Origin of the sequence: Kitasatospora sp. NPDC088160 (assembly GCF_044741445.1) — a bacterium.
Taxonomy (GTDB): domain Bacteria; phylum Actinomycetota; class Actinomycetes; order Streptomycetales; family Streptomycetaceae; genus Kitasatospora.
This window is the reverse complement of record NZ_JBIUSS010000009.1, coordinates 237,537-262,668: the sequence shown is the minus strand read 5'-3', so window position 1 is coordinate 262,668 and position 25,132 is coordinate 237,537. Positions and strand designations below refer to the sequence as shown.

20 protein-coding genes and 1 tRNA gene are annotated in these 25,132 nt (G+C 74.5%); 9 read left to right on the top strand and 12 right to left on the bottom strand.

Translation table 11 applies throughout. From position 1 onward, the window contains the following. Positions 1 to 459, bottom strand: a 459-nt coding sequence (locus ACIOGZ_RS16345; RefSeq protein ID WP_400986259.1) for an ATPase domain-containing protein, incomplete at its 3' end; no start/stop codon positions are given. Positions 460 to 609: 150 nt separating this feature from the next. Between ACIOGZ_RS16345 and ACIOGZ_RS16340 the strand changes: the two genes are divergently transcribed. Further along, positions 610 to 2,490 carry a hypothetical protein gene (locus tag ACIOGZ_RS16340; protein ID WP_400986257.1) on the top strand — a complete coding sequence of 627 codons (1,881 nt, stop codon included), beginning with the start codon at positions 610 to 612 and terminating at the stop codon, positions 2,488 to 2,490. 45 nt (positions 2,491 to 2,535) lie between these two features. On the opposite strand, the gene ACIOGZ_RS16335 is transcribed toward ACIOGZ_RS16340, so the two are convergent. From ACIOGZ_RS16335 to ACIOGZ_RS16320, 4 genes are all read right to left on the bottom strand, one after another. After that, positions 2,536 to 3,870 carry a DUF1254 domain-containing protein gene (locus tag ACIOGZ_RS16335; protein WP_400986255.1) on the bottom strand — a complete coding sequence of 445 codons (1,335 nt, stop codon included), beginning with the start codon at positions 3,868 to 3,870 and terminating at the stop codon, positions 2,536 to 2,538. A gap of 98 nt (positions 3,871 to 3,968) precedes the next feature. Further along, complete coding sequence (locus ACIOGZ_RS16330) at positions 3,969 to 5,318, bottom strand: DUF1254 domain-containing protein (RefSeq protein ID WP_400986253.1); 1,350 nt, start codon at positions 5,316 to 5,318, stop codon at positions 3,969 to 3,971. Positions 5,319 to 5,596: 278 nt separating this feature from the next. Continuing rightward, the gene (locus ACIOGZ_RS16325) at positions 5,597 to 6,646 is read right to left on the bottom strand and encodes a family 2 encapsulin nanocompartment cargo protein polyprenyl transferase (protein WP_363631739.1); all 1,050 of its coding nucleotides are present in this window, start codon (positions 6,644 to 6,646) and stop codon (positions 5,597 to 5,599) included. 272 nt (positions 6,647 to 6,918) lie between these two features. Beyond that, the gene (locus tag ACIOGZ_RS16320) at positions 6,919 to 8,340 is read right to left on the bottom strand and encodes a family 2B encapsulin nanocompartment shell protein (RefSeq protein ID WP_363631741.1); all 1,422 of its coding nucleotides are present in this window, start codon (positions 8,338 to 8,340) and stop codon (positions 6,919 to 6,921) included. A 378-nt stretch (positions 8,341 to 8,718) separates the two neighbouring features. On the opposite strand from ACIOGZ_RS16320, the gene ACIOGZ_RS16315 reads away from it, so the two are divergent. Beyond that, on the top strand, positions 8,719 to 9,807 hold the full coding sequence (locus ACIOGZ_RS16315; protein ID WP_400986251.1) for an ATP-grasp domain-containing protein: 1,089 nt from the start codon (positions 8,719 to 8,721) through the stop codon (positions 9,805 to 9,807). An 83-nt stretch (positions 9,808 to 9,890) separates the two neighbouring features. On the opposite strand, the gene ACIOGZ_RS16310 is transcribed toward ACIOGZ_RS16315, so the two are convergent. The 3 genes from ACIOGZ_RS16310 to ACIOGZ_RS16300 form a co-directional block, all read right to left on the bottom strand. Then, positions 9,891 to 10,436, bottom strand: a complete 546-nt coding sequence (locus ACIOGZ_RS16310; RefSeq protein WP_363582181.1) for a methylated-DNA--[protein]-cysteine S-methyltransferase — start codon at positions 10,434 to 10,436, stop codon at positions 9,891 to 9,893. 162 nt (positions 10,437 to 10,598) lie between these two features. Then, positions 10,599 to 10,832 (bottom strand): hypothetical protein, encoded by a 234-nt coding sequence (locus ACIOGZ_RS16305; protein WP_363582182.1) that lies wholly within the window; start codon positions 10,830 to 10,832, stop codon positions 10,599 to 10,601. A 207-nt stretch (positions 10,833 to 11,039) separates the two neighbouring features. Continuing rightward, positions 11,040 to 12,350 (bottom strand): MFS transporter, encoded by a 1,311-nt coding sequence (locus ACIOGZ_RS16300; RefSeq protein WP_400809964.1) that lies wholly within the window; start codon positions 12,348 to 12,350, stop codon positions 11,040 to 11,042. 202 nt (positions 12,351 to 12,552) lie between these two features. Here ACIOGZ_RS16300 and ACIOGZ_RS16295 point away from each other — a divergent pair, with 202 nt between their 5' ends. From ACIOGZ_RS16295 to ACIOGZ_RS16285, 3 genes are read left to right on the top strand one after another with little or no spacing between them, the layout of a single operon-like run. Continuing rightward, positions 12,553 to 13,425 (top strand): hypothetical protein, encoded by an 873-nt coding sequence (locus ACIOGZ_RS16295; protein ID WP_400986249.1) that lies wholly within the window; start codon positions 12,553 to 12,555, stop codon positions 13,423 to 13,425. Then, positions 13,422 to 16,604 carry a trypsin-like peptidase domain-containing protein gene (locus tag ACIOGZ_RS16290; RefSeq protein WP_400986247.1) on the top strand — a complete coding sequence of 1,061 codons (3,183 nt, stop codon included), beginning with the start codon at positions 13,422 to 13,424 and terminating at the stop codon, positions 16,602 to 16,604. Before ACIOGZ_RS16295 ends, ACIOGZ_RS16290 begins: the two co-directional genes overlap by 4 nt. Positions 16,605 to 16,647: 43 nt before the next feature. Beyond that, positions 16,648 to 17,241, top strand: coding sequence for an NUDIX hydrolase (locus tag ACIOGZ_RS16285; RefSeq protein WP_363582190.1), 594 nt, complete (start codon positions 16,648 to 16,650; stop codon positions 17,239 to 17,241). On the opposite strand, the gene ACIOGZ_RS16280 is transcribed toward ACIOGZ_RS16285, so the two are convergent. Next, positions 17,231 to 18,454: a hypothetical protein gene (locus ACIOGZ_RS16280; RefSeq protein WP_400986245.1), complete on the bottom strand. Its 1,224-nt coding sequence runs from the start codon at positions 18,452 to 18,454 to the stop codon at positions 17,231 to 17,233. The two genes, ACIOGZ_RS16285 and ACIOGZ_RS16280, sit on opposite strands and share 11 nt — an antisense overlap. A gap of 124 nt (positions 18,455 to 18,578) precedes the next feature. Here ACIOGZ_RS16280 and ACIOGZ_RS16275 point away from each other — a divergent pair, with 124 nt between their 5' ends. Beyond that, positions 18,579 to 18,992: a CU044_2847 family protein gene (locus ACIOGZ_RS16275; RefSeq protein ID WP_400986243.1), complete on the top strand. Its 414-nt coding sequence runs from the start codon at positions 18,579 to 18,581 to the stop codon at positions 18,990 to 18,992. A 120-nt stretch (positions 18,993 to 19,112) separates the two neighbouring features. On the opposite strand, the gene ACIOGZ_RS16270 is transcribed toward ACIOGZ_RS16275, so the two are convergent. Beyond that, a tRNA-Thr gene (locus tag ACIOGZ_RS16270) sits at positions 19,113 to 19,186 on the bottom strand. Positions 19,187 to 19,469: 283 nt separating this feature from the next. On the opposite strand from ACIOGZ_RS16270, the gene ACIOGZ_RS16265 reads away from it, so the two are divergent. The 3 genes from ACIOGZ_RS16265 (at position 19,470) to ACIOGZ_RS16255 (ending at position 22,106) form a co-directional block, all read left to right on the top strand. Then, positions 19,470 to 20,561, top strand: a complete 1,092-nt coding sequence (locus tag ACIOGZ_RS16265) for a sn-glycerol-3-phosphate ABC transporter ATP-binding protein UgpC (RefSeq protein ID WP_363582337.1) — start codon at positions 19,470 to 19,472, stop codon at positions 20,559 to 20,561. A gap of 195 nt (positions 20,562 to 20,756) precedes the next feature. Next, the gene (locus ACIOGZ_RS16260) at positions 20,757 to 21,206 is read left to right on the top strand and encodes a hypothetical protein (RefSeq protein ID WP_363582339.1); all 450 of its coding nucleotides are present in this window, start codon (positions 20,757 to 20,759) and stop codon (positions 21,204 to 21,206) included. 108 nt (positions 21,207 to 21,314) lie between these two features. Continuing rightward, a complete protein-coding gene (locus tag ACIOGZ_RS16255; protein ID WP_400809953.1) occupies positions 21,315 to 22,106 on the top strand; it encodes an NDP-sugar synthase in 792 nt (263 codons plus the stop codon). 104 nt (positions 22,107 to 22,210) lie between these two features. Here the strand turns inward: ACIOGZ_RS16255 and ACIOGZ_RS16250 are convergent, their stop codons facing one another. Together ACIOGZ_RS16250 and rlmB are read right to left on the bottom strand one after the other, a co-directional pair. Next, a complete protein-coding gene (locus tag ACIOGZ_RS16250; protein ID WP_400986241.1) occupies positions 22,211 to 23,809 on the bottom strand; it encodes a DoxX family membrane protein in 1,599 nt (532 codons plus the stop codon). A 252-nt stretch (positions 23,810 to 24,061) separates the two neighbouring features. Beyond that, a complete protein-coding gene (rlmB, locus tag ACIOGZ_RS16245) occupies positions 24,062 to 25,054 on the bottom strand; it encodes a 23S rRNA (guanosine(2251)-2'-O)-methyltransferase RlmB (protein WP_363582345.1) in 993 nt (330 codons plus the stop codon). Between the last annotated feature and the right edge of the window lie 78 nt (positions 25,055 to 25,132).

Below are 25,132 nucleotides of genomic sequence, written 5' to 3'. Positions count from 1 at the left end.
GGCGGCGCGGTAGCGGTGCTGGGAGCGCGCGTTGACCCGGGCGGCGCGCCGCCGGACCTGCCCGGCCGACGCCGCGCCGGTGACGTCGGGGGGGGGGGGCGGGGGGGGGGCGGCCTGGGCCCCCACGTCCAGCAGCAGGGTGGACTTGCCGACGCCGGGCTCGCCGGCCAGCAGGACGACCGCGCCGGGGACCAGCCCGCCCCCGAGCACCCTGTCCAGTTCCGGCACGCCCGTCGAGCGGGCCGTCGCGACCTGGCCGTCCACCTGGCCGATCGGACGGGCCGGCGAGCTGACCGGGCCCGCGGCGGTCGTCCGGATCGGCACCGCGCCGTACTCCTCGACCGTGCCCCAGGCGTTGCACTCCGGGCAGCGGCCGACCCACTTGGGCAGCTGGTTGCCGCACTCGGTGCAGCGGTACGCCGGGCGCGGCTTGGCGGTGGTCTTGGTACGGGCAGCCATGCGGCCCACCGTAGCGCCTGGGTCCGACAACGCCTTGCTCCACCGGAGCCGGGCCCAAACCCACACAGATGGGCGATGTTGTTACCCGAAAGAAGTACATACACGGCGAACGGCCGGGGTGCGCCGCCCGCCGTCTCTACCGTCGGACGGGTGACAACGCGTACTGAAGGGCCGCCGGCCGCCGTGCTGGCGGCGTACGACCGGCAGGTGGACGGCCTGTTCACCTACTGCCTCTCGGTGCTGTGCGAGCACGACGCGGCCACCGGCGCCCTGCGCGAGGCCCGCGAACTGGCACGGCGGCACGGCGCCCGGCTGACCGAGCCCGGGCTGGTCCGGGCCTGGCTGTTCTCGCTGGCCCGGTACTGCTGCCTGCGGCGGCTCGCGGGCGGCGCCGGACGGGACGCCACGGCGGAGCCGACCGAGGCCGAGGCGGCCCGGCGGCGGCGCGAGCTGGCCTCGCTCGCCTGGCCGGAGGCGGCCGGCACCGACCCGGAGCAGCGCGAGGCGCTGGAGCTGTCCGTCCGGCACCGGCTGACCCCGCACGAGGTGGCGGCGGTGCTGGGCCTGCCGTTCGAGCGGACCCGCGCGCTGCTCGCCGCCGCCGAGGCGGAGGTGGCCAGGACCAGGGCGGCGTTGCTGGTGCTCGGGGTGGGCAGCTGCCCGGAACTGGACCGGCTCGGCGGGGCCGGGGCGGAGTCCTGGCGGGACTGGGTGCTCGGCCCGGCGCTGCGCCGGGAGCTGGTGCAGCACGTGGTGGACTGCCCGACCTGCCGGGGGACGGCGGGGCGGGTGGCCGGTGCGGCGACGGAGGGCGCGGCGGGGATGTCCGGGCTGCCGCTGCTGGCGGCTCCCGCCCCCGCTCCGGCGCCCCCGGGCGCCGGAGCGGCCCACCTGCCGTCGGTGATCGGCCACCTGCCGTCGGCGGTCGGTGCGGTGCGGCGGGCGGGGGCGGTGCCGGCGGCCGAGTCGGGGCTGCGGTTCGACCAGGGCGGCTTCCCCCGGCACCGGGCGCCGGACGCGGGCCGGGCACTGGCGGTGCGTCGGCGGGTGGTGACCACCGGGGTGCTCGCGGCCGTCCTGGCGGCGCCGGTGGTCGCCCTGTGGGCGGGGCACCGGAGCGGCGGGTCGGGGACGGCGTCCGCGGTGTCCACGGTGCGGGTCGAGGAGGCCGGGCGGACGGGCGGGCAGCAGCCGTCGAAGCCGTGGCCGACGGCGGGCGCACCGGCGGGCACGGGGCTGCCGGGGGTGCCGGGGATGGAGCTGGCGGGTGCGGGGGCGGTGGGTGCCGGGGTGATCGGTGCAGAAACGTTGCCCCTTGCCTTTCCACGGCTGACCCTCCAGGGCCCGGCGGTCCCGGTACCGGCCCGCGGGGCGACCCCGATCGGCAGTCCGGCCCTGGTCGCCGCCCCCGCCCCCGCCGTCGGACAGGCGCCGACCGGGGGCGGCCCGGGCGGAGCCGAACCGGCCCCGGTCGGACTCCTCACCGTCGAGGCCGCCGAGTACGGCAGCCGGACCATCCTCACCCTCACCGACTCCGGCACCACCGAGATCCACTGGCACGCCGTGACGGACGCCGCCTGGCTGCGGCTCAGCCGCGACTCCGGCACCCTCGCACCGGGCCAGCGGATCACCGTGACCGTCACCGTGGACGAGGACCTCGCGCCCACGGCGCACTGGACCGCCCGGATCGCGCTGCCGCCCTCGCAGGCGGTCGTCACCCTGGAGGGCGGACCGCACAACCGGGGCGGCTCGGCCTCCTCCCCCGCCGCACCGGAGGCGTCGGCGTCGGCCACGGCGGACCCGCAGCCGAGCAGTTCCCCGCAGCCGTCGGTGACGGCCACGGCGGCTCCGTCCCCGTCGGGGTCGCCGTCGGCCGGCGCTCCCTCGTCGTCGGCGTCGTCCTCGGCGTCGCCTTCGCCTTCGGCGTCGGCGTCGGCGTCGGCGTCGGCGTCGGCGTCGGCGTCGGCGCACCCGTCCTCGCCACCGCCCTCGGGCACCGCGACGGGCACCGCGACCCCGGCTCCGCACTGAGCGTCCGGTGTCCCCCTCGACGTCCGCGCCCAGCGGCGACGGCGGTCAGCTCCGGTCGATCGGCGGCACCCGGTAACTGCCGTCCAGCACGGCCGGCTTCGGCTGGTAGAGCCGGATGATCGGCCGGAACTCGCCGACCGGGGCGGGCAGCCAGTTGGCCGCCTCCACCTCGTCCTCGGGCTGCTCGTGCTGGAGCGTCAGGGTGAGCGAGCCGTCCGCGCCGTACACCAGGCCCGGGGTGCGGTCGCCGATCGCGTAGCGCTCGATCGGGTTGTCCACCAGGTAGTAGTCCGGCAGCGCGTACATCGTGACGGACCAGAACGCCTCGGCGGGCGGTGGCTGGTCGAACCGCAGTGTGTAGCGGTGCGCACCGCTGAGCGGGCGGCCGCCGGAGTCGTCGTAGGTCATCGCGAACGAGGCCTCGTAGGCGTGGTTGCCCCAGAGGCCGGCCCGGGCGGCGGCGGCCCGGCTGAGGTAGCCGGCGCGGCGGTCGGGGATGCGCCACTCGGGGTCGTCGAGGGTGCCGGGGCCCAGGTGGTCGATGTTGTAGTCGAACAGGTGGAGAGCCGAGCGCCACTCGCCGGGCGGGTGGTCCTCGGGCGGGCGGGTGGCGTCCTCGACCCGTTCGCGGCCGGCGGCCAGGCCCTTGGCCAGCGCGAGGGTCCAGTCCGCGGCGGCCGCGCGGTACGGCGAGGTGCCCTCGTCGAGCAGGCCGAGCGGGGCGAAGCGCTGCTGGTACTCGACGTCAGGACCGGCCGGCGGGAAGGCCTGCATCCAGACCCGAAGCCGCTCGAAGAAGGCCAGCCGCTCGGGCACCTCCGGATCGGGCTCGGGCAGTCCGGCGACCAGCCCCCCGGGCTCCAGCGGCTCCAGGGTGAGGGCCTTCTGGAGGGCCTTGACCCGGGGGAGGTCGTCCGGCCCGATGCAGGCGAAGCGGCCGACGACGGTCGCCACCCTGGTCGGCGCCTCGATCACCCGGGCCGGGTCGGACGGGGTGCCGTGCCAGCCGGGAGGGACGATCAGCCAGGTCTGCTCGCCGGTGCCGGTGGCTCGGCTGCCGACGTAGGCGACGTTGTCCGTCCACGCGCCGACGACCTGCAGCACGTAGTAGGCGCCCGCGGTGTCCGGGACGCGCAACACCTGCGGGCCTTCGGAGAGGTCGAGCTGGGCGATCGAGTAGAGGGTGTCGTTGTTGACCGAGACGAAGTGGTCCTTGGGCCCGGCCAGCCGGGTGGCGTGGCTGAAGTGGTTGAACGACGCCGCCGGCAGGGTGCCCAGGCCGCCCCTGGAGAAGCGCTCGACCATGGTGAGGTCGGCGACGAGCGGGTAGCCGTAGACGTAGGCGTCGGCGGCCAGGGCCTCCAGCTCGGGGTGGTTCATCGGGGTGTCCTTCGTCCGGTCGGCGCGGTCGCTGCGGTGCGGATTTCTGCGGTGCGGATTTCTGCGGTGCGGATTTCTGCGCTTTTCTGCGCTGCGGGTCAGCTCGGGTCGAGCGGCGGGAGGCGCCAACGGCCGTCGAGGACGGACCGGTCCGGGCCGTGGAGCCGGACGACGACCGTGAACGGGCCGTCCGGGGCGGGCAGCCAGTTGGCGGATTGCTGGGCGTCGGCGGGCCGCTTGTGCCGGAGGTGGAGGGTGAGTCCGCCGTCCGGGTCGCGGACCAGGCCGGGGGTGCGGTCGCCGATCGCGTAGCGGTCCAGGGTGTTGTCGACCAGCAGGCGGTCCGGGAGCGCGTACATGGTGGCGGACCAGAAGTACCGGGCCGGCGGCAGGTCGTCCGGGCCGAAGCGGACGACGTAATCGCGGTCGCTGGCGTTCGGCGGCCGGTTGCCCGCGCTGTCCGCCGCCCAACCGCCGCACCAGGTCTCCTCGGTGGGCAGCCCGTAGCGGCCGAGCCTGGCGCCGAGGGCCTGTCGGAGGAAGTCCCCGCCGATCCGCTCACGGGTGCCGAAGAGCGCGGCCGGGCTGGTGGGTTCGGATTCGGCGGCGGCGCGCTCCAGCCGTGCGCGGCCGTCCGCGATGCCGCGCTCGATCTCGGCCCGGACCTCGATCGGCAGCGTGGCGGGCTCGAACTCGCCGCGCCCGTCGACGCCGAGGTCGGTGAGGCGGCCGCGCAGGTCGACCTCGGCGGGCGGCAGCTCGACGGGCCCGCGGAGCGGGAAGAAGCCGAGCAGGAAGTCGAGGAAGCTGAGGAACTCGACGGTGTCCAGCACCTCCTCGCGCCAGACCGGCCAGACCGGCTCCGACGCGGGGGCGGGCGCCGGGGTGCCGGCGTACTCGTGCAGCGGGCGCAGCCGGTACTGCTGCTGGACGGCCTTCAGGTCGGCGACGTCCGCGGGGGTGTCGCCGGCGAGGTGGGTTCGGCCGAGGATGCCGACCAGGCGGGTGGCGGTGCGGAGCACGCCCCGGACGCCGGGCGGGGGCTCGCCCTGCCAGTCGGGGCCGGCCACCAGGTAGTCGCCGGCCTCCTGGCCGGTGCTCCGGGCACCGACGAACCCGGCGTACACGGTGTCGAGTTCGTGCAGCGGGAGGACGTAGTAGCGGTCCGCGGCCGGGACGGACACCACCCACGGCTCGGCGCGCAGGTCGAGCCAGGCCCAGGAGTGCAGTGTGTCGTTGTCGGGGGAGGCGACGTCGGTGTCGGCCGGGGTGAACGGCTGCGAGCGGTGGCGGAAGACGCCGAAGCCGCCGACGTACCCCGGGTCCGCGTCGTCCAGTGCCTGTGCGTACAGGGTGCGATAGTTCCGCAGGATCGGGTAGCCACGGATCCAGGCCTCGGCGGCGGTCGCGCGGATCGTGGCCGGGTCCACGAGTGCCGGGTTGGCCATGCTCGTCGCTCTCCCCAGTACACGGAAGGCCGGCGGCGCAGGCGCGCACCGGAATTCTGGACATACGAGTACATAGGGGATGCTATGCGGGGCGGGGCGGGTCAGCATGTCGGGTGGCCCGACGCTTCCCGGGCGCCCGACAGCCACCGGCCACCGGCGCTGCGGCTCCGGGCCCGGAGCGGGAAGTCGGGCCGGCCGACTTCCCGCTCCCGACGAGTCCGGTCAGCCGAGTCCGGTCGGACCAGCCCCGTCGGACGAGACCGGTCAGACGAGACCGGTCAGTGGCTGCGGCGGGTGACCAGTTCGGCTAGCACCAGCAGTTCGTCGGCCGCCGACGGCTCCGGAACGGCCGTGGCCAGCTGCGCCATCGCCGCCGCCATCCGCTCGCAGGACTCGCCCTGCGCCCAGCCGCGGCCGCCGGCGCCTTCGACGGACGCCGCGCACTGTGCCAACTCCTCAGGGCTGAGCTGGCGTTCGAGGGCGTACAGCCCGGCGAGCCGGGCCCCCTCGGGGGTGCCGGAGCCCAGCGCCGCGACCACCGGCAGCGACTTCTTCCGGGCGACCAGGTCCGCGCCCACCGGTTTGCCGGTCACCGCCGGATCGCCCCAGATGCCGATCAGGTCGTCGATCAGCTGGAACGCCAGGCCGATCTCCCGGCCGAAGCCGTCCATCGCCTGCACGGCCTCCTCCGACCCGCCGCCGTACAGGGCGCCCATCGCGCAGGCGGCGCCGAGCAGGGCGCCGGTCTTGGCCTCCGCCATCGCCAGGCACTCGGCGAGCGAGACGTCGCTGCGCTGCTCGAAGGCGCAGTCGATCTGCTGGCCCTCGCACAGCTCGACCACGCAGTCGGTGAGCCGGCGGACCGAACTGCGGGCGGCCGGGTGGGCGTCCTCGGCGAGCAGGCGCAGTGCCAGCGAGTGCATGGCGTCCCCGGCCAGGATGGCCTCGGTGGTGCCGAACACCCGCCAGGCGGTGGGCCGGTGGCGGCGCGTCTCGTCCCGGTCGATGACGTCGTCGTGGAGCAGCGTGAAGTTGTGCACCAGCTCGACGGCGGCGGCCGCGGCGGTGGCCTCGGCGGCCGTGCCGCCGAGCGCCTGGGCGGCGGCGAGGACCATGGCGGGCCGGATCGCCTTGCCGGAGGGGGCCTCGACGGGCGAGCCGTCCGCCTCCCACCAGCCGAAGTGGTAGCCGGCGACCTTGCGCATCGCGCCGGGCAGTGAGTCGACGGCGGCCCGCAGGACCGGATCGACCAGGTTGCGGGCCCGGGCGAGGACGTCCGCCGCCTCGTTCCCCTCTTTGTGGTCCCGCTCCAGTGTGGAGCTCGTCATGGGTTTCTCCCCCTGTCGGCCTGCGGTGAGGCGGCCTGGTGTGAGGTGCCGGTCGTGGGTCGGCCGACCCGGTCGGCGGCCGGGCCAGTCGGCGGCCGGCCCGCTTTCCGGACGTGCCGCGGCGCACCGCCCGGCCGGGGTGTGGGTGCCCCGACCGGGCGGCGTGGAATTCCGACCGGCTCCGGTCGGTCGGTGCCCGGCCCCGGGGCCTGGGCGCGTGCCCGGATATCGCGCGCCCGGCCGGAATGACGGAGCCGCGCCCCGGACAGCGCCTAGCGCTGCGCGACGTCCACGTTCTCCAGGACGCCGACCGCGTCCGGGACGAGAATCGCGGCGGAGTAATAGGCGCTGACCAGGTAGGAAATGATGGCCTTGTCGTCGATTCCCATGAACCGCACCGAAAGGCTCGGCTGGTACTCGTCCGGAATTCCGGTCTGATGCAGGCCGACGACGCCCTGGTTGTCCTCGCCGACGCGCAGCGCCATGATCGAGCTGGTGTGCCCGCCGACGATCGGGATCTTGTTGCACGGGAAGACCGGCACCCCGCGCCAGGCCGTGACGTGCTTGCCCTCGACCTCGACCGTGCCGGGGACGAGGCCGCGCTTGTTGCACTCGCGGCCGAAGGCGGCGATGGCCTTGGGGTGGGCGAGGAACATCTTGGTGCCGCGTCGGCGGCTGAGCAGCTCGTCCATGTCGTCCGGGGTGGGCGGGCCGGAGTGGGTCTGGATCCGCTGGTCGTACGCGGCGTTCTCCAGCAGGCCGAACTCGGGGTTGTTGACGAGCTCGTGCTCCTGGCGCTCGCGCAGCGCCTCGATGGTCAGCCGGAGCTGGTGCTCGGTCTGGTTCATCGGCTGGTTGTAGAGGTCCGCGACGCGGGAGTGCACCTTGAGGATGGTCTGCGCGACGCTCAGCTCGTACTCGCGGGGCTTGAGCTCGTAGTCCACGAAGGCGCCGGGCAGCTCGTACTCGCCCCGGTGGCCGGCGGAGAGGTCGATCGCGGCCTCGCCGTGCTTGTTCTGCGCCTGCTGGAAGCCGTTCAGGTACTCGATGACCTGCAGTTGCAGGGCTTCGGAGCGGTCGTGGAGCTCCTGGAAGGCGGGCCAGGAGAGCGCCATCACGGTGCCGGAGGTGGCGGCCCGGACGGTGTACGGCCAGGTGCCCTCCTCCTGCTGGAGGGCCTCGTCGCCGAGGTGGTCGCCGTCGGCGAGGGTGCCGACCACCGTCTCCTCGCCGTACTTGCCGGTGCCGAGCCGTTCGAGCTTGCCGTGCGCGATGAGGAAGACCTCGTTGATCGTCGCACCGGCGGAGACCAGTACGTCGCCGGCGGCGAACTCCCGCTGGACGAAGCGCCCGGCCAGCTCCGTCAGGACGGCCTCGTCCTGGAAGCCGCGCAGCACCGGCACCTCGGCCAGCGTCGGCGGGACGATCCGCACCTCGGAGCCGGTCTTGACGAAGCTCACCCGACCGCGGCCGACCGAGTAGCGCAGGCGGCGGTTGACCCGGTAGGCACCGCCGGACACCTGCACCCAGGGCAGCGTCCTGAGCAGCCAGCGCGGGCTGATGCCCTGCATCTGCGGCGCGGACTTGGTGGTCGTGGCGAGGTTCCGCGCACCCGCCGTGCTCAGACTCTGCTGCTGCCGGATCTCAGGTTGCGCGCTGGGCGCGGGAACACCGGCATTGGTTTCGGTCGACATAGGGGGAGCCCTTCGCATGCCCGATGAAGTGTCGCCTTGCGCATTCATGTTGCAGCTTCATGGTGGGCCCATTCGGGTGCATGCCGCAATCACTCATTCGAGTGGTTCGGGATAACCGAACAAATAGTACGACTGGATCACTCGATCGATATCTGTTCGACAGATTATTCGAACTTATCGGGAATACCGCCTCCCATCTTCCCCCATCGACACCCCCTCCGTCGCCACCCCTTGGCGCCCGCACACACGACGCCCCTCCCGTCCGGGCCCGGGGAGCCGGCCGCTAGGGTGCCACCTCACAGGGCCGCCAGGCCAGTTGACGAGCACGGCCGACCATGAGCCCTGACCCTTCGTCACCCCATGCCCTGGGAGGCAGTCTTGACAGCCCCCGTCCGTGTCTGGCTCAACCGCACCTACGCCGAGAACGTCTTCTTCATCGAACAACTCCGCACCGCCCCTCGCCCGGTGGCGGTGCACGCGACCCACGCCGACCCCGACTCCCCGGTGCTCGCCGCCGCCGACCACGGCACCCTGGAACCCGCCGACCTGCCCGCCGACGCCTACGTCGGCTACGCGCTCGACTACTGCGCCAGGCACTCCATAACCGTCTTCCTCCCGCAGCTGCACCAGCTCGCCATCGCCCTCGCCCGGCCGGAGTTCGAGGCGATCGGCACCACCCTGCTCTGCCCGCCGGCCACCGCCATCGCCACCTACACCAGCAAGGCCGACGGCTACCGGGCGATCGCCGCCGCCGGACTGCCCACCCCGCCCTGGTGGCGGGTGCGCACCGCCGACGAACTGCTCGACGCCGTCGACCGGATCGAGGCCGCCGGGCACACCGCCTGCCTCAAACCCACCACCGGCGCGGGCGGCGCGGGCTTCCGGGTGCTCACCCGGGAGCCGTACGGGCCGCGGCGGCTTCACGGCTGGGACCACCGGGTCCAGGTCGAGCAGGTGGCCGCCGCCCTGTCCGCCCGACCGGGCGCGGGGGACGAGGAGGACGAGCGGGACGAGCCCGTCGACCTGCTGGTGATGCCCTACCTGGACGGGCCGGAGGTCTCGGTGGACTGCCTCGCCGACCGGGCCGGCCACCCGCTCACCGTGGTCGGCCGCACCAAGGCGGGCCGCCGCCGCGGCTTCACCACCGATCCGCGGTACCTGGAGCCGGTCCGGCGCCTGGTCGGGGCGAGCCGGATGGCCTACCTGTCCAACATCCAGTTCCGCGAACTGGCCGGGCGACCGGTGGTGATCGACGTCAACACCCGGCCCGCCGCCGGGCTCCACCAGCTACGGCTGTGCGGCCTCAATCTGCCCTGGGACGCCGTCCGGCTGGCGCTCGGCGAACGGCCGGAGCCCACCGGGGTGGATCCGGACGTGCACGGCGTCGAGTACACGCTGGTCTCCGGCATCCAGCCGGTGCTACAGCGCCGGGCGCCCGCCCCGGTCTCCCTCGTCCGACAGCGGTAGCCCGGACGCGACGGTGGGCGGCTCGTGCGGGGCTCACCCGCGACACGCGGCTCGGCGCGGCCGAACCGGCGGCAACCCCGGTGCTACAGCGGGCCGTTCCAGTCGAGCGTCGGCTCCAGCACGCCCTCCAGGGTGAGCAGCCAGCGCTTCACGTCGATCCCCACCCGGCCGCCGCCGAAGCCGCCGATCCCGTCCGCCGCCACCACCCGGTGGCAGGGCACCAGCAGGGCGACGGGATTGGCGGCCATCATCTGGCCGACCGTCCGCGCCGCCAGACCGGGCTCGGCCACGTCCTCGAACACCCCGCTGAGGGCCGCCAGTTCGCCGTAGGTGATGGTCCGGCCGTACGGCACCTCCTGCCAGAGCGTGCGCAGCACGGTGCGGTGCGGGCCGGAGCTCAGGCTCCAGTCGATCGGCAGGCCCAACTCACGGCTGCGGCCCGCCAGATAGGCGCCGATCCGGTCCCGGACGGCGGCGGTCTTCGACGCGTCGGTGCACGGCGGCAGTTCGCCTTCCCGCCCGCCGTACCCGGCCGCCGCCACGCCCAGCGGCGTCACGGCGATGTGCATCGGGCCGCTGGGCAGCGGCGTCTCCACGGTCAGCCAGGACATCGACCAGGACTGCGGCACGCTCGGGCCCCCACCCTCCGCCGGACCGGCCGCCGGCCACCCCGGCGCCCGCGGGGCGCACGACGTCCGCCCGCCCCGCACGCCATCGTACGGCGGGCGGGGCGGCGCGCCTCCGGCGTCGGCGGGCACCGGAACCGTCGGCTGCGGCGGGCACCGGGGCCGTCAGCGCCGCCCCTTCAGCTCGGCCGCGAGCGCCCGGGACCAGTGCGACAGCTCGGCGCGGTCCGGCGCCCGGCCCTCGCACAGCAGGGTGAGCTGCGCGTCGTTGATCCGGTTCGGCCCCGGGATCTCCAGCAGGTACGCCAGCTCCGCCAGTACGGTGGCGAGCCGATCGGCGTCCGTGCGGTCCAGGGTGGCCGCGGACTCGTGGTGGCTGATGGTGAGCGAACCGGGCATGGTCAAACCTCCTCCGTCCACCCCCACTCCCTCCACGGTACGACCGGTCCGGCCGCGGCGCCCGCCGCGGGCGGCGGGGGTGCGACGGCCGGACCTGGTCGCGCTCCGGAGCCGGCCGGGCGCGGTGGGCCGCACCGGGGCCGGGGGTGCGCCCCGGAGCCGTTCGGGGGTGGTCGGCGGATCCCGGGAAGGTCGGACCAGCGCGGGTCAGGGCGCGCCCTCCTGGTCGCCGTGACGCCCGTCCTCGCCGTACCGGCTCCCCTCCCACCGGCGGTTCCGAACCGCCGGAACCGCCAACACCACCGTACCGGCCGCAAGTTGCCAGACCGCACCGAGCAGCAGCACCTTGTCCACGCCGATCCGGTCCGCCGCCGGTCCGGCCGCCGCCAGCCCGAGCGGCCCCAGCACGAACGCGCCGAGCGCCCCGAAGGAGTTGACCCGGCCGAGCACCTCCGGCGGCACCCAGCTCTGCATCGTCGTGCTGAGCAGCGTCCCGCTGACCGCCGAGCCGACCCCCGCCACCAGTGCGCCGGCCACCACCCACGGCAGCGGCGCACCGGCCGCGAGCGCGGCGGAGGGCAGCGCCCAGGCCAGCGTGGCCACGGTGGCCACCGCGAGCGGCCGCTCGGGCCGGCGCCCGAGCATCACCAGCCCGCCCAGCACCGCGCCGACGCCGTACACCCCCATCACCAGACCCCAGGCCCGGGCGCCGCCGAGGTCCCGCTGCGCGGTGAGCGGGCCGAGCACCAGGAACGGCGCCCAGACCAGCAGGTTGAACAGGCCCATCTGGACGGTGGTGATCCAGAACCACGGCCGGGAGGCGAACTCCGACCAGCCGGCCCGCAGTTCGGCGAGCATCGACTGCTCGCCTCCGGCCGCGTTCGCCGCCCGGTCGGGCAGCCGGAGCCTGGCCAGGGCGAACGCGCCGACGCCGTACGTCACCGCGTCGGCCAGCAGGACCACCGCCGGGCCCTGCGTCGCCGTCACCAGGCCGGCCGTCGCGGGCCCGGCCACCGTGGCCACCGAACGGGCCAGCCCCAGCAGGGTGTTCGCGTCGGCCAGGAGCTCCTTCCGGCGCACCAGGCCGGGCACGATCGCCCCGAGCGCCGGCAGGAACAGCCCCTCCCCGACCCCCCACACCGCCACCAGCGCGACCATCGCCCAGACCGGCGCCCGCCCGGCCGTCAGCAGCGCGGCGAACACCGCCTGGACGAGCCCGCGCAGGACGTCCGAGCCCAGCATCACCCGGCGGCTGCCGAACCGGTCCGCGATCACCCCGCCGGCCAGCAGCACCAGCACCACCGGCAGGATCCGGGCCGCCATCACCCACCCCAGGTCGGTTCCGCTGCCGCCGCCGTCGAGCACCGCGAAGGCCACCGCCACCGGCGCCATCGAGGAGCCGAGGAGGGAGGTCGAGTAGCCGACGAAGAACCACGCGAAATCGCGCTCGCCCAGTACGGCGAGCCGGTCTCCCAGCCGCCGGCGGCGGGCCGGGATCCGTTCCGCATCCACTGCCATGGGCGGCAGTCTGCCTCCGGACGGGAACGGCGTTCAAGGGTTTCCGGGGAAAAGTTGAGTCTTTTGGCCTCAATATTTCACGCTCTGCCGACTGCCGCAGTAAACGGCCTCAAAAATGGCCGTTCATCTGCGATTTACTGCGCTTCGCAGATAGCCTTCAGGGGTCCGACCCGAGTTGATTTACTGCGGAAGAGGCCCCGCCATGGCAGAGCTCCCCCCGGTCGAGTACGCCGTCGCCGTCGAGCGCTACCTGGCCGCCTCCGGGCTCGCCGAAGGCTCCCGGCGGATCTACCGGATCGCCCTGAACACCTGGGCCTGGGCCCTCGCCGACCGCCCCGCCCCCACCGGCCCCGAACGGCGGCGCGCCCGGCCGCCCGTCCTCCCGCTCGCCCTGCTCGACCACCCGGACGCCGCCCGCCGCCTGCGCACCGCCGCCGACCGCCGCCGCGCCGACACCGACCCGCGCACACTCAACCGCGAACTCTCCACCCTGCGCGCCGCCGTGGCCTGGTGGCGGGCCCAGCGCTGGCTCGACGACGACCCCACCACCGACCTGCACCCCGACCCGCGGCCCGGACCGACCGTCACTCCCCTGACACCCGACGACCTGCGCGCCCTCTTCACCCTCCGCGCGCCCCTGCGCGAACAGTCGCTCTGGCACCTGCTCCACGAGTCAGGCGCCGCCATCGACACCGTCCTCGCCCTCGACACCGACGACCTCGACCTGTCCCGGCACCGCACCCTCCACCGGCCCGGCCGCACCCCCGTCCACTGGCGGAGCGGCACCGCCCGGCTGCTCCCCCTCCTCGTCGCCGGCCGCACCGCCGGCCCGCTCTTCCTCACCGACCGCCGCGCCCCCGCCGGCACCCCCGCCCCCGACCGCTGCCCCCACACCGGCCGCGCCCGCCTCTCCTACCGCCGCGCCGCCGAACTCCTCACCGCCCACACCACCCCCTTGACCCCCGGCGCCCACGGCTGGACCCTGCGTCAACTACGTCCCGGCGCACCTCCGTCACTGGATTCCGACGGCCGGGCACGACACCCTGGCACCCCCGATCGAAGGGACCCCGAGTGATCCCCGACAACGAGACCCGGCGGCGCCGGGAGGCCGTCAGCCGACTCGCCACGGAACAAGCGGTGCTGATCGAGACCGCGGAGAGCTCCGGCACCGGCTTCCTGGTCGCCCCCGACACCGTGCTGACCTGCGCCCACGTCGTCCGCTCCGACCCGCACCCGGCGGTGACGGTGCACGGGCGCACGCTCCGGGCCGAGGTGGTCGCCCGGGAACCGCGGCAGGACCCGGACGGCGGCATCTACGCGTACCCGGACCTCGCGGTGCTCCGGCTCCCCGAACCGCTGGACACCGCAGGCGTCTGGCTCGCCGATCAGGTGCCCCCCGGCGGCTCGGACGTGATCGTCCACGGATTCAGCGACGCGACCCTGGACGCCGGCACCCACCGGGACACCCTGTACCTCTCCGTCGTCGGCCGCTCCGGCGAAGCGGGCCACTTCGTCCGGCTCAAGAGCGACCAGGTCGTCCAGGGGTTCAGCGGCAGCCTCGTGCTCGACCCCGCCACCGGGCGGGTGTGCGGAGTGCTCAAGACCTCCCGCGACGAGACGGCCGTCCTGGGCGGCTGGATGGTCCCCGTCGACGCGGTGCGGACCTGCTTCCCCGAACTGGCCCGGCGCAACGGACTCGGCCACCGGCCCGGCACGGCCTGGTACGACCTGGCGATGGACCGGGCCGGGCGCCAGGTCCGGCTCTTCGGGGCGTACGGACACCACCGGCCCCGCCAGACGCCCCGGCCGACCCCCGCCCAGCTGCTGACGCAGGGCGCGATGCCCTTCGTGGACCGCCCGGAACTCACCGAACTGCGGGCCTGGTGCGCCGACGGGACCCCGCTGCTGCTGCGCCTGCTCCACGCGCCTGGCGGCTCCGGCAAGACCAGGCTCGCCGCCGAACTGTGCCGGCTGATGGCCGAGGACGGCTGGCTCGCGGGCTTCGTACAGCGCAGCAGCCTCGCGGGGGCGGGGTGGCTGGACGAGCTGACCACCGCCCTCGACGACGGTCTGGCGGTCCTCGCCGTCTTCGACTACGCCCAGGCCCGGCTGGAGGACATCCGCACCCTGGTGGACCACGTCTCGCGGTTCGGACCCGAGCAGCCCCGGCTGCGCCTGCTGCTGCTCGCCCGCACGGCCGAGCCCTTCTGGCGGGCGCTGCAGAGCGGCGTCGACGACTGGGCACTGGCCGACGCCAGCGTCGTGGAACTCCCCAGGACGATCCCCTCCGTCCCCTCCGTCCCCTCCGTCCCCTCCGCCGCCGCCGCCACCGCCACCGCCACCGCCACCGCCACCGGGGACGCCTCACCCGCCGCGCTGGTCGTCTCGGCCTTCGAGGTCTTCGCCCGACGACTCGGCCACGACCGCCTGCCCGTACCGAGGAGCCTTCCGTCGCGCGCCGGGCGGGAGGACTCGCTGCTCGGCGTGCTGGCACTCGCGCTGGACGCCGTCCTCACCCTCGCCCGGGGAAGCAGCTGGTCCGGGCACGGCGATCCGCTCGAACGGCTCTGCGACCACGAGGTCCGGGTCTGGCACGCGCAGCTCACGGCGTGGCTGCCCGCGGAGCCGGCCCTGGCCGGCGAGGCCGGCCGGCTCCTGGCGGAAGGGCTCCTCCTCGTCCCGGTGCTCGCCCCCGGGCGACGCTCGGACCGGCTGATCGCCCTGCTGGAACGGGTCCGGGCCGAGGCGTTCCCCCACCATCCGCCCCTCAACATGAACGTCGTCAACGCCCTCCTGCGCATGCTCTACCCGGCCGAGGACGGCCTGGTCGCCCCCGTCGGCCCGAGCCGGATCGGCGAGATCCTGGTCCGACGGGTGCTGAGTACGCCGGAGAGCTCGGGACGCTCCGAGGAGTACCTGCTCGCCCTGCTGGACCCGCCGCACCCCGCCTCGCCGCAGCAGCGGATCGCGGCGGCCACCGAGACCGTGGAGATCCTCGCCCGTGCCCGCGGCTGCACCGGGGTGGGGCGGGTCGTGGACCACCCCGCCCACCCGGCCCTGGACGCCGCACTGGCCCGGAGCATCGCCGAGCGGCCCGACGCGCTCCTGCCGGCCCTGGCCGCCAACGGCGCCGTACTGCCGCACGCCGAACCGCTGGCGGCCCTCATGCTGCCCGCCGTACGGGCGTGCGGACCAGACGTCCTCGCCGCCGTCGAGAGCCGGCTGCCCGGCTACCCCTCCAGCATGTCGCCGGTGGCGGCGCTGGTCCTGAAGCGCCTGCTGGACCAGCCGGACCCCGAATTCGGCGAGGAGGACCAGCTGCGCAGGCTGCGCCGCCTCATCAGCTACAGCCTCCGGCTCGACGAGACCGCCCCGGACGGACCCGCCGCGGACGGACTGGCCCCGGGCGGACTGGCCCCCGGCGGACCGGCCCCGGGCGGACCGGCCTCGGACGGACTGGCCCCCGGCGGACTCGGCGCGGACGGCGTCCGCCCCGGCGACTCGGCGCTGACCGCCGCCCAGCAGGCCGTCCGCCTCAGCCGGGACCTCGTCCGGCAGACCGGACGCCACCTCCCCGAGTACGCGAGGGCGCTCCACAACGTGAGCCTCCTGCTGCACCGCGCCCACCGGACCGAACCGGCGCTCGAACACGCCAGGTCGGCCGTCGCCCACTACGAGGAACTCCTCGCCGGGGCGGACGGGGACGACACCCTGCGCCAGACGTACCTCCTGGACACCGCGACGGTGCTGAGCACCCTGGCCCTGGTGCGGATGGAGGACGGCCAGGTGAGCGCCGCCCTCGACGCGGCCGCGCACGGCGTCGAGCTGTGCGAGGAGGCCGAACCGGGGGCCCGGCAGGACGACACCCTGCTGACCTGCCTCCAACTCCTCGCCCGGTGCGGGCAACTGGCCGGCCGACCCGTCGAAGCGGTGGCGGCCGGCTACCGGGCGCTCGCGCTGCTGCGCGAGCTCGCCGACCAGCAGCCCGGCCGCTACCTGGCCAGGCTCCCGGAGGCGTTGCACCGGCAGGCGATCGGCCTCGTCCGGGCCGGACGGGACGACGAGGCGTACCGCGCGCTGCGGGAAGCCGCACAGCTGCGCGCCGCCCTTCCGCCCGGCGACCGGCAACGGCTCGCCGCACAACGGTCCTCGCTCCGGATGCTTGTCCAACTCTCCTCGGAGATAACCGAGTTCACCGACGAGCGCGCACACTGGGTGGAGCAGCTGGCGACCATGGGCAATCATGGCAGGTGAGGCCGTCGCCACCTGCGGCCCTACGACGGCAGGTAGGAGCATGATGCCCACGGACTCTCAGGACCTCGCCGCGCCCGCCCCGATCCGACGCCGCCAGGCCGTCGAGGTCTTCGGGAACCGCTTCGGCCGGCTCTACAACGACGAGGTCGTCGCCCCGGGCGGCACGGCCGGCAACTACCTCCGGTGGCAGTGGTCGCAGACCGGCGTCGTCGTGGTGGCGACCGGCCCCGACGGCATCGCGCTGGTGCCCTCCTACCGCTACCCGGTCGGCGCCGCCTCGCTGGAGTTCCCGCGCGGCGGCTGCGAGCCCGGCGAACCCCCGGAGGAGGCCGCCGCGCGCGAGCTCAGGGAGGAGACCGGCCTCATCGCCTCCACCGTGGAAAGCCTCGGCCTGATCCACGCGGACACCGGCCTGATCGAGAACGGCATCCACGTCTGCCGCGCCACCGTGCTCCCCGGAGGCACCGCCACCGCCCGTCCGGAGGCCATGGAATCGGTGACCGACCCGGTCTGGGTCTCCCCCGACCTGATGGCGCGCTGGCTGCGGCAGGGCCGGATCACCTGCGGCGTCACCCTGGCCGCCTTCGCCCTCCTCCAGGCCCACCCCGACCCGCAGACCGGGACCGTCAGAGGGTGACCACCCGCTCGAAGGGATCGAGCTCGCGCAACGGCCGCGGCTGGGCCCGGCGCTGCGGGTCCGGGCCCGCCGCACCCGGGCCGTTCACCACGTGGAGCGACAGGTCGCGAACGCCGTCGGTCGCCGGGGAGACCACCTCCAGGCCGGCCCCCAGCCGACCGGCGACCGGGTCCTCGTCCAGCCCGAAGCGCATCAGCCGGACCTCACCCCGCAAGTGCTCCCACGCCAGACCCCCGACACGGCGGAAGGTGCGCTCGAACGCCTCCAGCGTCCACGAGCTGAACTCGTCGACCGCCGAACGCAGCACCGCCGTGTCCGGCTGGATCCCCCGGCGCAGCCGCCCCAACTCCGCGACCAGGGCCACCCGGGAGGGCTGCTCGATCGCCTCGAACACCACCTCCACCGGAAGTTGGGACAGCAGCAGGTTGTCGAGCATCACCGCCGGGAACCCCGCGTACTCGACGAGTCGCCGGCTCCGGAAGACCGGGATGGTGCCCTCGCCGTCGCGCGGGCCGGCCATGCCGACGCCCAGGGCCTGCGGCAGCGCCCGCCGGTAGGACTCGCCGGCCCAGTCGTCCACCGACTGGAGCACGAGGACGAGTTCGGCGCTGCCCCCCGGGCGCGCGCTCCGGTAGCCGGCCAGCCAGTCCCGGAGTTGCTTGTAGAGCAGCGGATCCTGCTCGGAGACCCAGGCGCGAGCGGCTTCGAGGGCCTCCCGCGCGCTCCCGGCGAAGTCCCGCTCGGCGGCCTCGATCCGCGTCAGGACACCGGACTTGAACGCGGCGGCGACGGCCGACCCGTCGTACGGCACCGTGTGCGCGGACGACACCCCGGTCAGCCGCTCCACGTAGGGGACGTCGGGCGCGTTCTCCACGCCCTCGGCCCGGTGGCCGTCGCTGATCCGGTGCAGGCTCCCGCCCGCCCGCAGCGCGACCCGCAGCCGGCCCGCCTCCAGGAGGGCGCCGAAGTCCGAGAGCGCCGCCGTACCCGGGGACCAGCGGACCTTCCGCGCCTCCTCGGCGTCGACGAGTGCCCGGAAGTACCTGTTGTTGAGGCCCTGCGAGTCGCCGATCAGCAGGGTGTCGGCGAAGAGGACATGCAGCAGGACCCGCGACCGCAGGTCCGAGGCCCGGTCGATCGGCGCCGCCGCGTGCGGCTCCACATCGGAGAGGTAGATGCGTTCAGTACCCGCCGCCCGCTGTCCCATATCCATGGCCTGCCACCCCTCGGCGCCCGATACAGTTCCCCTCGCGAAGAAGAAGGATAGGCCCACGGCCCGGGCCGGTCACCGGTTTTCCGGCAATTCGACCCCGGCAACGGCACCCCTTGGAGGAGAAATGTCGGAGCTTGTCCAAGTAGTGACGCCCGAGGGGACATTCTGGGCCCGCATCGAGGAGCAGCGCGGGCCCAGGGACGTCGCCCTGCGCCGCCCCAGCTACCAGCTGGACGACCTCGCGAGCACCCTCCAGACCGTGGTCGGCAACGTGCGATCCGGTCTGCGGGCGGCCGCCCCCGACGAATTCACGCTCGAATTCGGAATCGAGCTCTCCGTCAAGACGGGAGTCCTCGTGAGCGCGGTGACGGGAGTCGACGGAAAGGCCAGCCTGAAGGTGACGGCAACCTGGCGGAAAAGCGGCGAGACCGCCCTTTCCGACCCGCCGAACGAACCGGAGGAATCGGAGGAATCCGATGACTCGAACGAACCCACCGAATCCGGCGAACCGGGCGAATCCGCACCCGAACCCACCTGATCGACCGCCACGCACCACCCCACGGCCTGCAGCACGCCCCGGCAACGACGAAGGGCCGGCTCCGCCGGATCACTCCGGTGAGCCGGCCCTTCGGGCACCGGTCGCATTGCTTCCTACGCGAGCCCCCTGTCGGGTTCGAACCGACGACCCCCGCTTTACAAGAGCGGTGCTCTGGCCAGCTGAGCTAAGGAGGCACGGTGACCGTCCGCGAGGGATCACGGCGGCACCGGGGGCAGTCTACCGGGCCCGGCAGGTGGGGTGGGGGGATATCCGGGGGTTGGCGGGCTGGGTGGGCGTGATGGAACCGATGCCGAAATCGGGCGGGCTGGGGGCTGACAAGCGGCGGAGGCGCAGGTAGCGTCGCCCGGAGTCGGTTCGTGAGGTGGTTCAGACCACTGGGCGGGCTGACGGAGGCGAACGAACGCCCCTTTACTCGGATCGTCCGGCACGTTCCTGCCGGTGAAGGAGAGAACAACCATGGCTTCTGTCACGTACGACCAGGCGACCCGCGTCTACCCCGGGGCGGACAAGCCCTCGGTGGACGCGCTGGACCTGGAGATCGCGGACGGCGAGTTCCTCGTGCTGGTCGGCCCCTCGGGCTGCGGCAAGTCGACCAGCCTGCGCATGCTGGCCGGCCTGGAGGACGTCAACAGCGGCTCCATCCGGATCGGTGACCGGGACGTCACGCACCTGCCGCCGAAGGACCGGGACATCGCCATGGTGTTCCAGAACTACGCGCTGTACCCGCACATGACCGTCGCCGAGAACATGGGCTTCGCGCTCAAGATCGCCGGCGTGAACAAGGCGGAGATCCGCACCAAGGTCGAGGAGGCCGCGAAGATCCTCGACCTGACGGAGTACCTGGACCGCAAGCCGAAGGCGCTGTCGGGTGGTCAGCGGCAGCGTGTCGCGATGGGCCGCGCGATCGTGCGCCAGCCGCAGGTCTTCCTGATGGACGAGCCGCTGTCGAACCTGGACGCGAAGCTGCGCGTCTCGACCCGTACCCAGATCGCCGGCCTCCAGCGCCGCCTGGGCATCACGACGGTGTACGTCACCCACGACCAGACCGAGGCGCTCACCATGGGCGACCGGGTCGCGGTGCTCAAGGGCGGCGTGCTCCAGCAGGTCGACACCCCGCGCAACATGTACGACCGACCCTCCAACCTGTTCGTGGCCGGCTTCATCGGCTCGCCCGCGATGAACCTGGTCGAGGTCCCGCTGGTGGACGGCGGCGTGAAGTTCGGCGGCTCGGTGGTCAACGTCTCGCGCGACGACCTGGCCGGCGCCGGCACCGACAAGTCGGTGACGGTCGGCATCCGCCCGGAGCACTTCGAGATCGTCCCGGCGGGCGGCATCGAGGGTGTCGCGGTGACGGTGAACGTCGTCGAGGAGCTCGGCTCCGACGGCTTCGTGTACGGCACCACCAAGATCGGCGGCGAGGACAAGGAGCTGGTCGTCCGCGTGCACGGCCGGCAGATCCCGGCCCGTGGCGAGACGATCCACGTCGTGCCGATCGCCAACGAGACCCACGTGTTCTCGACCAGCTCGGGCGCCCGTCTGAGCAGCTGAGCACGGCGCGCCCTGCCGGTCGGTCGACCGGCAGGGCAAGCCGGCACGACGGAGCCCGTCGGACCATTCCTGGTCCGGCGGGCTCCGTCCGTACACCCCCACGTCAACACGGTGGGGGGACGAACCCGGACACGGTGTCACTCGATGGTGTCACGGAGGGCGATCCGGCCCGTACCCACCGCTACTCTCCTGAGGGTGAAGCAGCTTGTACGCCGTATCGGCCAGACCGTCGCCCTGACCCTGCCGGTCGTCCTGGTGACCACCGGCACCCTCGCCGTGACCCGGGTGCCATGGGCCCCGCCGACCAACCTCGACCAGCAGGTCGTGGCGGCGTCCAGTGGTGACGGCACCGGGATCGGGCGTTCCGCCACCGCCACCGCGGGCACGTCCCCGGACGGGCTCGCCCCGCAGGAGTCGCTGCGGGTGGTGCTGCTGGACGAGCTGCGGGCCAAGAACCCGTCCGCCGCGCTGGACCTGCTGGAGCGCTCGATGCGCGAACAGCCGTCGCTGACGCCGTACTGCACCTCGCTCGCCGGAGAGCTGGGCAAGGCGGCGGTGCGCAAGTACCAGGGCGACGTCCAGCGGGCCCGGTCCTTCGCCCGCCCGGTCTGCGACGGGTCGTTCGCGGCGGGCATCGCCGGCTGACCCCCTCGGCCGCGGGCCGACGAGGCCGTCGGGCCCACCGGCAGCCGCGGGCCGACGGCGCCCGCGGCCTCGGGTTCCCACCTCCGGTGGGCGCCCTATTCTTCAGGCATGACCGCTGACTCCGGCCCCACCGCCGACCTCGCGTCCCCGCCGACCCACCCGTCCCGGCCGACCACGACGCCCGTCACCCAGGCCGTGATCCTGGCCGGCGGCCAGGGCTCGCGGCTGCGGCCCTACACGGACGACCGCCCGAAGCCGCTGGTCGAGATCCCCGGGACGGGCACGCCGATCCTCGGCCACCAGCTGGCCTGGCTGGCCTCCGAGGGCGTCACCGACGTGGTGGTCTCCTGCGGGCACCTCGCCGCCGTGCTGGAGGAGTGGCTCGACAAGGCGGATCTGCCGCTGCGCGTACGCACGGTGGTCGAGGAGGAGCCGCTCGGACGCGGCGGCGGCCTCAAGTACGCGGCCAAGGCGCTGCCCCGCCCGGACGAGCCCTGGTACGCCACCAACGGCGACATCTGGACCCGGTTCAGCCTGCGCGACATGGCCGCCTTCCACCACGAGCGGGACGCCGTCGCGACGCTCGCGCTGGCCCGACCGCGGATCCCGTGGGGGGCGGTGGAGACCGACCAGTTCGGCAACGTGCTGGACTTCATCGAGGCGCCGCCCTCGCCGTTCCTGATCAACGCCGGGCTGTACGTGTTCAGCCCGGAGTTCGCCGAGCTGCTGCCGGACGTGGGCGACCACGAGCGCACCACGTTCCCGCAGCTGGCGCGCAGCAAGCGGCTGGCGGGCTACCAGCTGCCGCAGGGCGTGTACTGGCGCGCCATCGACACCGCGAAGGACCTCACCGAGGCGGCCAAGGAGCTCGCCTCCGGGGCCGGCCGCACACCGCAGTAACCGCCGCTCCCCCAGCCTCGCGCCCCAGCACCTCAGCCCCCTGCGCACGACGATCGGCCGGGTGCTCCGCCAAGGAGCACCCGGCCGATCGCGTCCACGGGCCGTCAGGTGGACGTGGGCGCCCCCGGGTGGGAGGAGCGGGCGCCGCCGGACAGGTCGGCGAGCGGGCCGCTGCCCAGCACCCCGCCGAGCAGCCCGGGGCTCGCCCCCGAGCTCGGGCTGGGTTTGGACGCCGCCCCCGAGCCGGCGGGGGCCGGGGTGCTGCGCTGGGCGGGCGAGGAACCGGCCGACGGCGCGGCGGCGGCCGGCGCGGCGGGGGTCGGGGTCGTGCCGGCCCCGGTCTCCGCCTTGGTGGAGTGCCCCTTGCCGCTCGGCGTCGGGCTGCCCGGGCGGGTTGCCGGGGCGGAGGAGGGCGGGGTGGTCGGGCTCGGCGTGGGGGTGGCCGGGCGCGGGGCGGGCGAGGGCGAGGTGGACGAGCCCTGGCCGCCCGGGGTGCCGGTCGGGGCGCCGCTGGGCCAGACCGGCGTGCCGTAGTCGGTGGCCGGACGGGCCGGTGCCTGGTGCGTCCGGGCCCCGGTCCGCACCGCCGCGCCGAGCATCGAGCCGAGCAGCAGGGTCGCCCCGACCACGACCGTGGTGACCACCGTGCCGCGGCGCAGCACCCGGCGGCGCAGCGCGGCGGGCGCGTCGGCGCCGTAGCGCCGCCAGGCCTCCAGGTTGAGCCGCCCGTCCAGGGAGGCGAACGGCGCTCCGGCGATCAGCAGCGGGCTCCAGGCCGCCAGGAAGATCAGGTCGGGGGTGTCGTAGACCGGCACGGCCCGCCAGCTGACGGTGAACAGCAGCGCGGCGGAGAGGAGCATCGCCGCCCCAGCCGCGAGCCGCTGCCAGAGGCCGAGGACGGTCAGCACGCCGACCACGACCTGGGTGAACGACACCACCAGGCCGGCACCGACCGGGTGCGCCATGGCGAAGGCCAGCAGCGGTTCGGCGACCTTCCAGGGGTGCAGCGAGGCGAGCCAGCGCATCATCGAGCCGCGCTCGCCGCCGTCGAAGTAGACCGGGTCGCAGAGCTTGCTGAACCCGGCGTAGACGGACAGCGAGCCGAGGACGGCGCGCAGCGGCAGCAGGACCAGGCCGAGGTCGACCCGGCGGCCGGGGTACCAGGGCTGCTTGCCCTCGGCGGCCGTCGCGGAGACCTCGGGGAGCTCGCCGCTCGGGGTCCAGCCCTGCGGTGCGCCGACCGGGCCGATGCCCGCGTCGGTGGCGGTGCCGGCACCTTCCCGGGGCTGGCGCGGGACGGTCCGGGCGCCCGAGTAGGACGGGATCACCCGGGTGTCCGACACGCCCGGGCCGCCGCCGTCGGATCCGGAGCCGGTGAGCCGGACGGCGTCCAGCAGCTGGGTGGCCGCGAGGTCCCCGGGGGGCGCCTGCCCGGTCCAGGTGACGGCGGTGACCCGGCCCTTGCGGCGCGGCGCACCGCCCCCGGCGGCCCCCGCGAGCGCCGGGACGGCGGAGGCGGGCACCACGACCTGCGGGGTGACCAGCGGACGGCGGATCAGGCCCTGGTCGGCATACGGGTCGCCGAACGCGGCGCCGGTGGACAGCAGTCCGGCCGGGGCCTCGATCAGCGGCGCCACCGGGGCGCCGAGCCGGAGCCGGAAGCTCGCCTGGGTGATGCTGAGGCGCGCGGGGTCGGACGGCACCTTGACCGTGTCAAGGCCGGGGCCCGCGTCTATCCCGGTGCTGCCGCCGCCGAACAGGGGGCGCCGAGGTGTTCTGGTGTCCACGCCCGTCTAACCGGGTGACCACCGCTTAGGACACTCTCCCGAGTGGATGTCCGGCGCATACTTGAAATGATCATGAGAAAAGCGATCGGGCCTGGTCGGGCCCGATCGCTTTTCACTCGGATTGCGGAGAATTCAGAAGTTCCCCTGCGCCCCGCACACCGACTGTGCTCAGCGCTTGGCGCGCAGTCGCGCGGCCTCGTAGAGCACGATGCCCGCCGCGACACCGGCGTTCAGCGACTCGGTCAGCCCGGACATCGGGATCCGCACCCGCATGTCGCAGGTCTCCGAGACCAGCCGGGACAGACCCTTGCCCTCGCTGCCCGCGACGATCACCACCGGGCCGGTCAGCAGCTCCAGGTCGCCCAGCTCGGCCTCGCCGTCGGCGGCCAGGCCGACCACCATGAGGCCGGCCTTCTGGTAGGCCTCCAGGGTGCGGGTGAGGTTGGTGGCCCGGGCGACGGGCAGACGGGCGGCGGCGCCGGAGGAGGTCTTCCAGGCGCCGGCGGTCATACCGGCCGCGCGGCGCTCGGGGATGACCACGCCGTGCGCGCCGAAGGCGGCGGCGGAGCGGACCACGGCGCCGAGGTTGCGCGAGTCGGTGACGCCGTCCAGCGCGATGATCAGCGCGTCCTGGCCCGAGTCGGAGGCCTCGACCAGCAGGTCGTCGGGGTGCGCGTACTCGTACGGCGGCACCTGGAGCACGAGGCCCTGGTGGTTGAGCCCGCCGGTCATCTGGTCCAGCTGCGGGCGCGGGGCCTCCATCAGCGGGATGCCACGGTCGTTGGCGGCCTGGAAGGCCTCGCGGACGCGGTCGTCGGTGTCGACGAACTGCTGGACGTACAGCGCGGTGGCCGGGACGCCGCCCTGAAGGGCCTCGACGACCGAGTTGCGGCCGAAGACGAGCTCGGCGCTGCCCGCGCCGCCCCGGCCACCGCGACCGGCGCCGCCGGCGCGGCGCATGCCGGCGCGGGCCTTGGCGTCCCGCTCGCGCTTGACCGCGGCGTTGGCGGCGCGCTGCTTCGGGTGGCCCTTGCGCTCCGCTCCGGGCGGGGTCGGGCCCTTGCCCTGGAGCCCCTTCCGGCTGTGGCCGCCGGTACCGACAGACGCGCCCTTCTTCGACCCGGGGTTGCGGCGGTTCCTGCGCTGGCTGTTGCCGGCCATGGCTGTACTTCCTGTCTGTCCGGCATGCCCGGCCGCCCCGTTCTGTCCGGCGGCGGCCGACTGCATGCGCTACGTCAT